Origin of the sequence: Neolewinella maritima (assembly GCF_923081025.1) — a bacterium.
Taxonomy (GTDB): Bacteria; Bacteroidota; Bacteroidia; order Chitinophagales; family Saprospiraceae; genus Neolewinella; species Neolewinella maritima.
This window is the reverse complement of sequence record NZ_CAKLPZ010000001.1, coordinates 1,806,050-1,819,065: the sequence shown is the minus strand read 5'-3', so window position 1 is coordinate 1,819,065 and position 13,016 is coordinate 1,806,050. Positions and strand designations below refer to the sequence as shown.

At 58.8% G+C, this 13,016-nt stretch carries 10 protein-coding genes; 3 read left to right on the top strand and 7 right to left on the bottom strand.

The window, feature by feature from the left end:
* Positions 1 to 22: 22 nt before the first annotated feature.
* Positions 23 to 1,432: a DNA repair protein RadA gene (gene radA, locus MJQ68_RS07555; protein ID WP_238750423.1), complete on the top strand. Its 1,410-nt coding sequence runs from the start codon at positions 23 to 25 to the stop codon at positions 1,430 to 1,432.
* Here radA and MJQ68_RS07550 read toward each other — a convergent pair.
* Positions 1,429 to 2,688: an HlyD family efflux transporter periplasmic adaptor subunit gene (locus tag MJQ68_RS07550; protein ID WP_238750422.1), complete on the bottom strand. Its 1,260-nt coding sequence runs from the start codon at positions 2,686 to 2,688 to the stop codon at positions 1,429 to 1,431. The two genes, radA and MJQ68_RS07550, sit on opposite strands and share 4 nt — an antisense overlap.
* A complete protein-coding gene (locus MJQ68_RS07545; protein ID WP_238750421.1) occupies positions 2,685 to 4,883 on the bottom strand; it encodes a peptidase domain-containing ABC transporter in 2,199 nt (732 codons plus the stop codon). Before MJQ68_RS07545 ends, MJQ68_RS07550 begins: the two co-directional genes overlap by 4 nt.
* Before the next feature lie 79 nt (positions 4,884 to 4,962).
* Between MJQ68_RS07545 and mnmA the strand changes: the two genes are divergently transcribed.
* Positions 4,963 to 6,066: a tRNA 2-thiouridine(34) synthase MnmA gene (mnmA, locus tag MJQ68_RS07540; RefSeq protein WP_238750420.1), complete on the top strand. Its 1,104-nt coding sequence runs from the start codon at positions 4,963 to 4,965 to the stop codon at positions 6,064 to 6,066.
* On the opposite strand, the gene MJQ68_RS07535 is transcribed toward mnmA, so the two are convergent.
* The 5 genes from MJQ68_RS07535 to MJQ68_RS07515 all read right to left on the bottom strand — a co-directional run bounded on the left by MJQ68_RS07535 (position 6,063) and on the right by MJQ68_RS07515 (position 10,569).
* On the bottom strand, positions 6,063 to 7,235 hold the full coding sequence (locus MJQ68_RS07535; protein ID WP_238750419.1) for a THUMP domain-containing class I SAM-dependent RNA methyltransferase: 1,173 nt from the start codon (positions 7,233 to 7,235) through the stop codon (positions 6,063 to 6,065). The genes mnmA and MJQ68_RS07535 overlap by 4 nt on opposite strands.
* Positions 7,236 to 7,283: 48 nt before the next feature.
* Complete coding sequence (locus MJQ68_RS07530) at positions 7,284 to 7,874, bottom strand: UbiX family flavin prenyltransferase (protein WP_238750418.1); 591 nt, start codon at positions 7,872 to 7,874, stop codon at positions 7,284 to 7,286.
* 108 nt (positions 7,875 to 7,982) lie between these two features.
* A complete protein-coding gene (locus MJQ68_RS07525) occupies positions 7,983 to 8,483 on the bottom strand; it encodes a GbsR/MarR family transcriptional regulator (protein ID WP_238750417.1) in 501 nt (166 codons plus the stop codon).
* Between the two features lie 121 nt (positions 8,484 to 8,604).
* The gene (gene groL, locus MJQ68_RS07520; RefSeq protein ID WP_238750416.1) at positions 8,605 to 10,251 is read right to left on the bottom strand and encodes a chaperonin GroEL; all 1,647 of its coding nucleotides are present in this window, start codon (positions 10,249 to 10,251) and stop codon (positions 8,605 to 8,607) included.
* Positions 10,252 to 10,305: 54 nt separating this feature from the next.
* Positions 10,306 to 10,569: a co-chaperone GroES gene (locus tag MJQ68_RS07515; RefSeq protein ID WP_238750415.1), complete on the bottom strand. Its 264-nt coding sequence runs from the start codon at positions 10,567 to 10,569 to the stop codon at positions 10,306 to 10,308.
* 186 nt (positions 10,570 to 10,755) lie between these two features.
* Here MJQ68_RS07515 and purL point away from each other — a divergent pair, with 186 nt between their 5' ends.
* On the top strand, positions 10,756 to 12,993 hold the full coding sequence (gene purL / locus MJQ68_RS07510) for a phosphoribosylformylglycinamidine synthase subunit PurL (protein WP_238750414.1): 2,238 nt from the start codon (positions 10,756 to 10,758) through the stop codon (positions 12,991 to 12,993).
* The last annotated feature ends 23 nt before the right edge of the window (positions 12,994 to 13,016 follow it).

Here is a 13,016-nt window from a genome sequence, read left to right as displayed (position 1 = left end):
TATTTGGGCGGAAATCAGCAATATGGCTAAAGTGAAGGTGGCGTTCTTCTGTACCAACTGCGGTGCGGAAAGCCCGAAATGGATGGGGCAGTGCCCTTCGTGCCGCGAGTGGAATACGCTGGTGGAGGAAAAGGTAGTGAAGTCGAAGAACGACCGCGTGGAGCAACAGGCTAACTGGCGGCAGGTGGGTAACGGTGCGGCCGCAGCGGCCGCCGGTCCGATCGGTAAGGGCCCACGTCCGGTTCGTCTGGACGAGGTTACAGCCGGTGAAGTCGAGCGGATGATCGCGCCCGATCGCGAGTTAAACCGGGTGCTCGGCGGAGGGATCGTGCCGGGTAGTATCGTACTATTTGGTGGGCAGCCGGGCATTGGCAAGTCGACGCTCTTGCTTCAGCTGGCACTGCGGCTGGGAAAACGGGTGCTGTACGTCAGCGGAGAGGAAAGCGAAGAGCAGATCAAGATGCGTGCCGATCGTCTGGGCGGAAAGGCGGACTCCTGTTACTTACTCACCGAAACTAACACGGACAAGCTCCTCAAACACGCTGCTACCCTGAAGCCCGATCTGCTGATCGCCGACTCGATACAGACGCTGACCAGTCCGCACGTAGACAGTATGGCCGGCACAGTCAGTCAGGTGCGTGAGTGCGCCGCAGAACTACAGCGCTTCGCTAAGGAGAGCGGAATTCCGGTATTCATGATCGGCCACATCACAAAGGAGGGGAGCATTGCGGGACCGAAGCTGCTGGAGCACATCGTGGATGCCGTCCTGCAATTCGAAGGAGACCGCAACTACACCTACCGCATCCTGCGCACACTAAAGAACCGCTTCGGCTCTACGGACGAACTGGGGATCTACCAGATGGAGGCTGCCGGACTGCGTGAGGTGTCTAATCCAAGTGAGCTACTGCTCAGCGAGCGGGACGAGAACCTGTCTGGTTCCGCGGTCTGCGCCACGCTGGAGGGTATGCGGCCCATGCTGATCGAGACCCAGGCGCTGGTCAGTGCGGCCGTGTACGGCAACCCCCAGCGATCGGCTACGGGCTTCGACCTGCGGCGGCTGTCGATGCTGCTCGCCGTACTGGAAAAGCGTGCCGGCCTATCGGTGGGCAACCAGGACGTGTTCCTTAACATTGCCGGGGGTATCCGCGTGGATGATCCGGCCATTGATATGTCCATCATCGCTGCAATTCTTTCTTCTGCCCAGGACGTAATGGTGCCCCCTAACCTATGTTTTGCCGGTGAGGTAGGCCTGAGCGGGGAGATCCGCGCGGTGACGCGCATCGAGCAGCGTATTCAGGAAGCGGATCGACTGGGCTTCCGCGGTATTTACGTGAGCAAGTACAATACCAAGGGACTGGACCCGGATCGCTACAGTATCCGTATCCATACCGTAGCTACGGTGCGCGAACTTTTCGATGCCCTGTTTGCCTAGTTACTGCCCAGCAGCCGCTGGATAACGCGCCGGCGATCTACGATCACGCTGGCCCGTCCCTGCATGAGCGGACTACCTTCGAGCTGCCCTCCCGTAGTGGTCGTCAGGCCATTGGGGAAGCGCACCTCGAGATTGATAGAACCATCGACGGGCACAGCTCCGATGGCCTTGACCTCTCCCATTACGGACCCATACTCTAATGCCGGCCAGCGGTCGAAGGCTACGATGACCGGTTGGCCCACACTGAGCCGTCCGCTACCCCGTACGGGTAGGGTGAGTCGGCCGATGGTCTGTCCGGCATCCGCGGGAAGGATAGTGGCGACGAGTTGCCCTTCGCGGAGATAGGTTTTCGGCCGAATCTCGGGCTGAAGTACGACGGTACCGGTAACGGGACTTACCACGGTGAACTCGCGCTTCCAACTAGCTACGGCTACCTGCAACTCCTCAAACGCCTGACTCAGCGCAAGCGCAGCCTGCCGGCTACTGCCCTGGCGGCCACTGCGATAGGCATCGATCTGGTTGGTCATCAGCTCGATGGAGAGGCTGGCGGACCGCAGTGCTGCCGACTGCTCCTGCAATTGCTCCTCTGCTTCGGTTACCGACTCGCGCGCGGCGGCCAGGCGGGCTTCGTTGCGTAGTCCTTCGCCCTGTAGGGTTTCTTCCCGTTCCACTTCCATACGGGCTTCAGCCAGTCGATCTTCCAGCGCGGACCGCTCCATTCTGAGCTGGCGCACTTCGCGCTCGCTGGCGCCGATCTTATTCGCCAGCTCGGCGGATGTGAGCCCTTCCAGGCGGCGATCGGCAACGTTCTGATATATCTCCTGCTGCTGTTGGAACGTATTGACCGCTTCCTGGATCGGACCCAGTAGCAGACGGGGCGATAGGGTAAGGGTGACCAACTTAGCGGGGGTAGCACCCCGATACTCGAGCAGACGGTCTTCCAGAGCGAGTACGTGCTCAAAGCGGGCACGCGCGTCCGTGGCTACCAAAATGGTTTGCCCTGCCTGTACCATCTCCTGATCCTGTACCAGCACCTGCTCGATCGTGAAGTCGCGGCGGGCCGGCAGCTGACGGGGCGGATCTACGGTAGTCAGCGTGAGCGTTCCGTGAAGGGTAGATGGGTAGTAAAATAAACCACTCAGTAGTAGTAACCCGCCACACAATACGGTAAGCAGAAGCATCCCGCGGCGCGCGATCCATGGGGCCGGCCGGCCGAGTACCTGTTCTACTTCCGGCGTATGGCGTAGCTGACTCACCTTCCGAGGGAGGTTTGGTTACGGACCAGCTGGTAGTACGCACTGCCGTCCTGCATCAGGTCATGGTGCGTACCCCGCTCGATGATGCGTCCACCCTCTAGCACCAGGATATGGTCGGCCTGCTCGAATACCGTATGCCGGTGCGTCACCAATAGAATCGTAGCTCCGGCCATATAGGTCAGCAGGCTATCCATCAGCGTGACTTCCGTGAAGGCGTCAAGGGCCGTGGTGGCTTCATCCAGAAAGAGATAGCGAGGCTTGCGGTAGATCGCCCGGGCGAGTAATATGCGCTGTTGCTGTCCCTGACTAAGTCCCACACCGCTGGCGCCGATTTTGGTCGCATAGCCCTGGGGCAGGCCTTCGACGAAGCGGTCGATCTGCGCCACCTTGGCTACTTCCAGTAGGCGTTCCTGATCGATGCGGTCGTCGCCGAGTACGATGTTGCGCGCGATGCTGTCACTGAACAGGTAGCCATCCTGACTCACCATACCGACGGTTTCGCGCCAGAAGGTGCGGTCCAGGCTAGCCAGGCTGGTGCCACCTACGCGGATCTCTCCCTCACCGGGTGGATAAAAACCGATGAGGAGCTTGAGCAAGGTAGATTTTCCACTTCCCGATGCACCCACCAGGGCGGTGACCTTACCTACGGGCAGGCGGGCGGAAAGCTGATGCAGCACGGCCGGAGCATTCGGTACCCGGTACCGGAAGCTTATTCCGTCCAGTACGATCTGCCCCCCCTCGGGAATGACCCGTAGCTTATCGGCGTCGCTAGTCTGTTCGTCTGCCTTTAGGTGAATCTCCTGGATACGCTCCAGGCCCACTTTATTCTCCTGGTAGGCCGTAACCAGCTCACCCAGTTCATCGATCGGACTGCTGAGCTGAGCGAGGATGTAGTGGATCGCCACCAGGGAGCCGATTGAAAGCTCTCCGCGCAGTACAAGCATGGCGGCTAGCAGGGTGATGCAGAGGTTTTTAGCCTGGTTGACTAGGGAGCCGACCGTACGCTGGTACTGCTCGAGCTTATTGAGCGCTACCGTAGTTTGGTACAGCGCTGCCCGCTGCCGCTCCCAGGCCCAGCGGCGCTGCTGACCTGCGTTATGCTGCTTGATCTCCGCCATGCCGTCGATGATCTCCATCAGTAGCTCACTGTTGTCGGCAGACTGCTCAAAGTGGGTGCGGTCGAGCTGCTGTTTGCGGCCCTGCATGTAGATGACCCAGGCGAACTGTAGCAGTGTGCCCACAAAGAAGAGGGCGAAGATGGTTGCATTCCACAGTAGCAGGACGGTAGCAAAGGCCAGGAAGCTAACTAAACTGAAGACCCGGGGTAGGGAGCCCCCGGTAAGAAATTCCTCCACGCGGCGGTGGTCCTGCAGGCGCTGGAACAGATCGCCCCGGCTGCGGCTGTCGTAAAAGGCCATCGGTAGCCGTACGAGCTTGGTGAGGTAATCGCTGACCAGACTGATGGTGATTCGTCCGCCGACATGTACCAGCACGTAGCGGCGCAGAGCGGTGAGGATCGTCATAGTCAGCAGCAGCACACCCTGCGCCACTACGATCAGGACGATCAGGTTGGGATCGTTGAGCACGATACCCTGGTCGATCAGGTTCCGCAGTAGGAATGGAAATATGACGGACAGTACCAGCGCCAGTACTAAGCCGAGCCCCAGGTTGAGGGTCAGGCTGCGGTACTGCCGGATATACTGCCAGACGTAGCGCAGGCTACCCGGCGACGATGGCTCGTCGGAAGGGGCCGAAAAGCGCGGCGTAGGTTCCAGTACCAGGGCGCGTCCGGCGAAGGTGCCGGCATCCGTGAGCCCGTGCGACCAGCCCTCTAGAAAGGCCAGACGGCCCAGGGTGACCCGGCCCACGGAGGGGTCGGGATCGGCTAAGGTAAAATTACCAGCCGTCACATCCTCTAGTACGACGAAGTGATCCTCCCGCCAGGGCAGGATGCAGGGTAGGGGGACTTCCTGCTCCAGCTGCGGCAGGCCGACGGTGAGTGCAAGTGTTTGAAGGCCGATACTCTCGGCTCCTTCGCTGATGCCGAGCAGGCTGGCTCCTTCACGACTGATCCGGGTACGCTCACGCAGCTGCTCCAGGCCGAACTCCCGCCCGTGGTATTTGGCTACCATGCGTAGGCAGGCCGCCCCGCAGTCCATCTCCTCGAACTGTTGGTAGTAGGTATGTCCGCGCATAAACTTTGGTGAAGATAAGACCGTTACACTTGCTCCTTTATTTTGGCCGGGCCCTTTAACCCGTGCGAAAATGTACAGTATGAGCAAACTAGGACGCGTGCTGGTCGCCATGAGCGGCGGCATCGATAGCACGGTAACGGCCATGATCCTGCACGAGCAGGGCTACGAAGTGGTCGGTATCACTATGAAAACGTGGGATTACGCCAACTCCGGCGGTAACAAGAAGGAAACCGGCTGCTGCAGTCTGGACTCCATCAACGACGCCCGCTCCGTAGCGGTAGAGATGGGCTTCCCCCATTTCATCATCGATATTCGCGAAGAATTCGGCGATCACGTCATCGATAATTTTGTCGATGAGTACATGGCCGGGCGCACCCCCAACCCCTGCGTCCTCTGCAATACGCACATTAAGTGGAGTGCCCTGCTCAAGCGGGCCGATGCCATGGACTGTGAGTTCATCGCCACCGGCCACTACGCCCAACTGCGCCAGACCAATACCGGCCGCTGGCACGTGCGCAAGAGTGCCGATGACAAGAAGGATCAGAGCTATGTCCTCTGGGGACTGAGCCAGGAATGTATGGCCCGTAGCCGCTTCCCCCTCGGCCATATGACCAAGCCCGAAGTGCGGCAATTGGCCTACGACTTCGGCTACGAAGAGCTGAGCAAGAAGGCCGAAAGCTTCGAGATTTGCTTCGTGCCGGACAACGACTACCGCGGCTTCCTGAAGCGGCGACTGCCGGAACTGGAGCAGCAGGTAGCCGGTGGACAGTTCGTCGACACCAGCGGCCGCGTCATGGGTACGCATGACGGTTACCCCTTCTATACCATCGGTCAGCGTAAGGGCCTGGGGCAGGCGTTCGGTCAGCCCATGTATGTCACCAAAATTGACGCCGCCACCAATACCGTCACCCTGGGTGCGGTAGATGAGCTGGTCAAGAACGGTATGATGGTTGGCGGTGCCACCCTACAGAAATACGCCGACTTGCCCGCCGAAGGCATGGAACTACTCACCAAAGTGCGCTACAAGGACAGCGGCACCCTCAGTCTGGTCGAGCAGATCGCTCCGGGCCGGATGGCGGTCGACTTCTTCGCCGAGGTGCGTGGGGTAGCGCCGGGCCAGAGCGCGGTGTTCTACGAAGGGGACGACGTGGTCGGTGGCGGACTGATCCACGCCTCCCGTTAGTCCGTCGCGCTAGACTTCTGCTGACGCGTACCCAGGTACAGTTCGTACTTGCAAAATCGCGCTTCGACCGGTCCGTTCATCAGTGGCACTTTCCGACTCGTACGTAGTCCTACGCGTTTGACCGCCTGAGCGTTGGCGCTGATCAGCCAGGCCGTGTAGCCCGCCCACTGCTGTTTAAGGGTGTCTCCGATCGCGGTGTAAAACGCGACGATATCACCAGTCTGCATGCGCATCTCGTAGGGTGGATTGGTGATGAGTAGGCCGCTTACGGTCTCATCTACGGGAAGGGGCTGCAGTTCGGCAAAGGGTGAGGTACGTAGTTCCACGGTAGCTAGTACCCCGGCCCGCTCCAGGGTATCTCTGGCGATGGCAATAGCTGAGTCATCAATATCAGCCCCAAGTATGGGATGTTGCGCCGTTTGGATCCGGTCGCTCGCGGCCTTGCGGATACTGTCCCACTGCGCTTCGTCGAAATCTGGCCACCGTTGGAATCCGAAAGCGCGGTTCATACCGGGCGGGCGGTTCGTAGCGATCATTGTGGCTTCGGCCAGGATGGTACCCGAGCCGCACATGGGATCCACGAGTGGCTGCTCACCGGAATACCCCGCTATCCGCAGCATGCCGGCGGCCAGCACTTCGTTGATGGGCGCTTCCCCCGTACGGCGGCGGTAGCCCCTGCGGTGCAGACCGTCTCCGGAGGTATCAACGCTTAGGTCGACGTTACCGTCCCCGCTGATCCGTAGGTGGATGGACAGATCCGGATTTCCCTTGTCCACCGACGGCCGTGTCTGATACTTGTCGCGGAACTGATCGACGATGGCGTCCTTAGCCAGCTGGGCGATGTAGTGGGTATTGCGAAACCAGGCGCCCGGGTCTACTACGCTGATGTACAGACTGCCCTCCGGCATCAGGTACTGCCGCCAATTGGTGGCTCGCAGGCGGTCATACAGCTCCTGCTCACGATCTACCCGAAAGGCGTCGATATTTATAAGGACCCGCAGTGCTGTACGCAGTTCCAGGTTCGCCCGGTACACGAGCGCCAGATCGCCCGTGCCGGTGACTACCCGGCGACCAATCTCCACATCGGTCAGGCCCAGGTCGGTCAACTCATCGGCGAGCACCTCTTCGAGTCCGGCAAGGGTAGGGAAGGCTAGCGTGAGGTCTGACATAGGGTAGGGTAGTTTCGACCGCAAAGGTGAGCCAAAATCACGTAGCCTCTACTCCATAGCGTCCAGTGCCTCGGTTTCTCCCCAACGGTAGGTGTCGGGTAACTCAAAGCCGGCGAGGTCGAGGACGCGATCGACCACGGTGCGCACGATATCTTCGGCCGTGGCGGCACCGGAGTAGAAAGAAGGCACGGCGGGACAGATAATGCCCCCTGCTTCCGTAATCGCGGTCATGTTACGCAAATGGATCAGGCTGTAAGGGGCTTCCCGGGGCACCACGATCAGTTTACGACGCTCCTTCACGATCACGTCAGCCGCCCTTGTGATCAGATCGTTGGAGATACCGGATGCGATACGCGCCATGAGTCCCATGCTGCAAGGGCACACGATCATTGTACCGTACTGCGCACTACCCGAGGCAAAGGGCGCCGAAAAGTCTCGCTGACCGTAGTAATCGAATGGGTAGCTCTGCCAATCCGAACCCCCGAGCTCAAATTCCCAGTTGTACTTCCCGTTCTCCGTAATTACTACTCCAACATTTTCCCAGTATGCATCTAACTGCTGGAGACGGTCGAATAACACCTTAGCGTACAGCGATCCGCTACTTCCTCCGACCGCGACGACTATTTTCTTGGCTGACATTCTCTTTCTTTGCTCGGCTAACGCAGGCCGATAGGGTAGGTTGCGTGTGCCTGCTACAGTCACCGCTGCAGCAATTGGGCGGAGCCGCGGGTGCAGGGTAGTGACGGGCTACTTTATCATGGTAAGGAAGGACGAAAAGAACCAATTAGAGTCCACCTTTACTAGTGCAGCCAGGGCGGAATCCGCCTTATGACTGTACAGTTTAAGGTCCTTGATGACGCTGCGGAACTCCTGAGCATCCGGTCCGTCCCCTTCTACGCCGGTCAGGTCGTCGAGGAGCATCAGCATGGGTTCCAGTTCCCGCTTCTTGCGGGCAATGATGATGTTCTTGACCACTTTAGACATATCCTTCTCCGCCACGAAGAACTCCTTGCGCTCTCCGTATACTAGCTTCTTGTGGGCCAGGCCCCAGTCCAGCAGCATCCGGGTGGTCGTATTTACGTTGCCGCGGCTGATCTGCAATAACTCCATGATGTCATCTGCACTAAGGGGCTCATCGGTGACCAGCAGCAGGGCATGGATCTGTGCCATCGTGCGGGTCACCCCCCACGAACTACCGAGCGTGCCCCAGGCCTCGATGAATTTATCCTTTCCTTCTTGCAATTCCATGTGGTGTAAATAGGTGGTGTGCTGCTTGGTTTAACGTTGGCCGGACTTTGCGCCGGACATAAGAAGCCCCGACCAAGTAGACTCGGCCGGGGCTCCAGTATAATGTGCTAGGGGGGGTAGCTTACATCATGCCTCCCATACCACCGGGCATTCCGCCTCCGTGGCTATGCCCACCCATGCCTCCGTCGGCTTCGGGCATGTCGTTGATGACACATTCGGTAGTAAGTACCATTCCGGCGATCGAGGATGCGTTCTCCAGGGCAATGCGCGTCACCTTAGTAGGATCGATCACACCGGCCTTCTTCAGGTCCTCGTAGACATCGGTACGTGCGTTGTAGCCGTAGCTACCGCTGTTGTTGCGCACCTTGTCCAGTACGATACTTCCTTCTACTCCGGCGTTCTCTACGATGGTCCGCAGGGGGAACTCCAGCGACTTGCGTAAGATCTGAATGCCGATCTTCTGGTCTTCGTTCTCACCCTCGAGCCCTTCCAGGCTCTCAATGGCGCGTACGAGGGCGACACCGCCTCCGGCTACGATGCCCTCCTCTACGGCGGCACGGGTAGCGTGCAGTGCGTCGTCCACGCGATCCTTCTTCTCCTTCATCTCCACTTCGGTAGCGGCACCTACGTAGAGTACGGCTACACCACCGGCTAGCTTGGCTAGACGCTCCTGGAGCTTCTCGCGGTCGTAGTCGGAAGTCGTGGTCTCGATCTGCTGCTTGATCTGGTTTACGCGGCCCGTGATCTGGTCTTCCATTCCGGCACCATTCACGAGGGTGGTATTGTCCTTATCGACGGTCAGCTTTTCAGCACTACCGAGTAGGTCGAGCGTAGTCTGGTCGAGCTTGTAGCCCTTTTCCTCGCTGATGACGGTACCGCCGGTGAGTACGGCAATATCTTCCAGCATGGCTTTGCGGCGGTCGCCAAATCCAGGAGCCTTTACGGCTACTACCTTCAGCTGGGCACGCAGCCGGTTGACTACCAGTACACCCAGGGCCTGACTTTCGATGTCTTCGGCGATGATGAGTAGGGGACGGCCGCTCTGGATTACTAGTTCCAGAATGGGCACGATATCCTGCATGTTGCTGATCTTCTTATCGTGGATCAGGATGTAGGGGTTCTCGTACTCGGTGGTCATGCTCTCCGTGTCGGTCACGAAGTAGGGGCTCAGGTAGCCGCGGTCAAACTGCATACCCATCACTTCCTCGACGTAGGTATCGGTGCCCTTGGCTTCTTCTACCGTAATGACACCGTCCTTGCTCACGCGGCGCATAGCGTCGGCGATCAGGTGACCGATCTCATTGTCGTTGTTCGCCGAAATGGCGGCAACCTGCTGGATCTTGTCGAAGTCGTCACCGACCACTTCGCTCTGTCCCTTCAGGTGCTCGATGACCTTCTTGGTGGCCAGATCGATGCCGCGCTTGAGGTCCATGGGGTTGGCACCTGCGGTGACGTTCTTGAGTCCGGCCTGGATCATTGCCTGGGCCAGGACGGTGGCGGTAGTAGTACCGTCACCGGCGATGTCGGCGGTTTTGCTAGCGACCTCTTTGACCATCTGTGCGCCCATATTGGCTACAGCGTCTTCGAGTTCTACTTCCTTAGCGACGGTGACACCGTCCTTGGTGATCTGGGGAGCACCGAATGATTTTTGAATGACGACGTTGCGTCCTTTGGGGCCGAGTGTGACCTTTACGGCATTGGCGAGTGCATCTACGCCACTGCGTAGTTTTTCACGGGCCTGGCGGTCAAAGCTAATTTCCTTAGCCATGTTGTAGTATAATTTTATAGTTAGGTAAGATGGGGGGGATGACGGATGATTAGTCTATAGAATAATCAGGATGTCGTCTTCCCGCATGATGAGCAGATCCTGCCCTTCGTGCTTGAGTTCTTGTCCGGCATACTTGCCGTAGAGTACGATATCTCCGGTCGAGACAGTCATTGCGTTGCCTTCCTTTCCGGGGCCCACGGCGATGACTTCGCCACGTTGGGGCTTCTCTTTAGCGGTGTCGGGGACGATGATGCCACCGGCAGTTTTTTCTTCGGCGGGCGCGGGCTTCACCACTACGCGATCGTTGATCGGCTTCATATAGGATATGGTTTGGTTAAAAATTATGTTGTTCCTGACACCCGGACGGGGCCAGGTGTCAGGCTGTGCGGTACGAAGACTGTGCCATGGGGGGCGGGCGGTCAAAATGTCAGACAACGGACAGGCGGACCGGTGCGGGCGTGTCAGCACCGTGAGCTACTTTTGCCCCTCACTAACCCCCCGCCCATGGCCACGGCAAGCACCGCAGTAGACGTAGACGTAGCAAAGCAACTCGGACTGACCTCCGAGGAATACGCAAAGATCGTCGACATCATGGGGCGTACGCCCAACTTCAACGAGCTGAGTATTTTCTCGGTCATGTGGTCGGAGCACTGTTCGTACAAGAACTCCATCATGTGGCTTAAAACCCTGCCCCGCGACGGAGAGCGGCTGCTCGTAGGTGCCGGTGAGGAGAACGCGGGGCTGGTCGACATCGGCGAAGGGCTAGCCTGCGCCTTCAAGATCGAAAGCCACAATCATCCCTCAGCCATTGAGCCTTACCAGGGTGCCGCCACCGGCGTCGGGGGCATTCACCGGGACATATTTACCATGGGGGCACGGCCCATCGCCGCTTTAAATAGCCTTCGCTTTGGTGACCCGCAATTACCGCACACCAAGCATCTCGTGGCCGGCGTGGTGAAGGGTATCGGAGATTACGGCAACTGTTTCGGCGTACCGGTGGTAGGCGGTGAGGTATACTTCCACCCCAGCTACAACCAGAACATTCTGGTCAATGCGATGTCGGTAGGTACCGTCAAGGTGGGCGAGACCGTATCGGCCTCCGCGGACGGACCGGGCAACCCCGTCTTCATCGTCGGTTCCGCTACCGGAAAGGATGGTATCCACGGTGCGACCTTCGCCTCAGCCGACCTGACCGAGGACAGCGCGGATGACCTACCGGCCGTGCAGGTCGGTGATCCCTTTCAGGAAAAACTACTGCTGGAGGCAAGTCTGGAGGTGATCGCTACCGGAGCGGTGGTCGGTATGCAGGATATGGGTGCAGCGGGCATCACCTGCTCCACCTCGGAGATGAGCGCCAAATCCGGTACGGGTATGCGCATCGATCTGGATCGGGTGCCGACACGTCAGGCTGACATGAAGCCCTGGGAGATCCTGCTTAGTGAAAGCCAGGAGCGGATGCTGATCGTCTGTACGAAGGGCCGTGAAGCAGACCTGCTAGCCGTATTCGATAAGTGGGACCTGGAGTGCGAGCAGATCGGAGAGGTAACCGATACGGGGCGACTGGAATTTGTAGCAGGCGGCGAGGTCGTTGCAGATGTACCGGCCGAACCACTCGTACTGGGTGGGGGAGCACCGGTGTATGAAAGAGAGAGCAAGCGACCTGCTTATTTGGACAAAGTTGAGGCATTCGACATTGCCTCCGTAGAAGAGCCTTCGCACCTGCGCTCCGTCGCCGAAACCCTCTTCAAGGCACCCAGTCTGGTGTCAAAAAACTGGGTGACCGACCAGTACGACGGTACCGTGCGCACCAATAGTATGACCGAAACGCGGCCTTCTGATGCCGCACTGGTACGCGTGAAGGGTACCGATAAGGTCCTGGCAGTGACCACAGATTGTAACTCCGCTTACGTGTATGCCGATCCCTACGTAGGTACCATGATCGCCGTGGCTGAAGCAGCCCGGAATATCGTCTGCTCCGGTGGCGAGCCGGTGGCGATCACCAACTGCCTCAACTTCGGTAACCCATACAATCCAGAGGCATTCTACCAGTTTACGGGTGCCATCAAGGGGATGGGTGAAGCGTGCCGGGCGTTTAATACTCCCGTGACGGGAGGTAACGTGAGTTTCTACAATCAGTCGCAGTATGAGGACGGGCGTACTGAGCCGGTCTATCCTACACCCACCATCGGCATGCTGGGCTTGGTGGATCACGTCAAGCATACGATGTCGCTGGACTTCAAAGATCAGAATGATGTGATCTACCTGGTCGGTGACAGCCACGACGATCTGGGCTCATCGGAGTACCTGCGCACTATTCATGGCGTGGAATACAGTACGGTTCCTTACTTCGATCTACAGCAGGAGCTAAAACTGCACGGTGCCATTCTGGCGTCGATCCGGGGGCAGCACGTCAAAAGTGCACACGACGTGAGCGACGGCGGATTGTTCCAAACCCTGTGTGAGTCTGCCATCGCGGGAGGACACGGCTTTACGGTGGAAACCGATGATGCTCTCCGCAAAGACGCCTACCTCTTCGGAGAAGCGCAGGGTAGGGTAGTGCTGACCGCGGACGAAGCACAGACCGCCGGACTGGAAGACGTATTGCGCGAGCACGGCGTCGGCTTCCGTGTATTGGGTAGGGTAGAAGGCAACGACCTAACGGTGGATGGTGAGGACTGGGGAGACCTTATGGCGTGGACTATGCGACACAACGATACCCTGGCGATGATCCTGGAGGCCTAGGGTCAACCAAAGCGGGGGGCAAC

What these genes read in the sequence shown, in the direction of transcription:
- radA (WP_238750423.1), top strand. Translation starts at nt 23, where the DNA reads ATGGCTAAAGTGAAGGTGGCGTTCTTCTGTACCAACTGCGGTGCGGAA.
- MJQ68_RS07545 (WP_238750421.1), bottom strand. Translation starts at nt 4,883, where the DNA reads ATGCGCGGACATACCTACTACCAACAGTTCGAGGAGATGGACTGCGGG.
- mnmA (WP_238750420.1), top strand. Translation starts at nt 4,963, where the DNA reads ATGAGCAAACTAGGACGCGTGCTGGTCGCCATGAGCGGCGGCATCGAT.
- MJQ68_RS07535 (WP_238750419.1), bottom strand. Translation starts at nt 7,235, where the DNA reads ATGTCAGACCTCACGCTAGCCTTCCCTACCCTTGCCGGACTCGAAGAG.
- MJQ68_RS07530 (WP_238750418.1), bottom strand. Translation starts at nt 7,874, where the DNA reads ATGTCAGCCAAGAAAATAGTCGTCGCGGTCGGAGGAAGTAGCGGATCG.
- MJQ68_RS07525 (WP_238750417.1), bottom strand. Translation starts at nt 8,483, where the DNA reads ATGGAATTGCAAGAAGGAAAGGATAAATTCATCGAGGCCTGGGGCACG.
- groL (WP_238750416.1), bottom strand. Translation starts at nt 10,251, where the DNA reads ATGGCTAAGGAAATTAGCTTTGACCGCCAGGCCCGTGAAAAACTACGC.
- MJQ68_RS07515 (WP_238750415.1), bottom strand. Translation starts at nt 10,569, where the DNA reads ATGAAGCCGATCAACGATCGCGTAGTGGTGAAGCCCGCGCCCGCCGAA.
- purL (WP_238750414.1), top strand. Translation starts at nt 10,756, where the DNA reads ATGGCCACGGCAAGCACCGCAGTAGACGTAGACGTAGCAAAGCAACTC.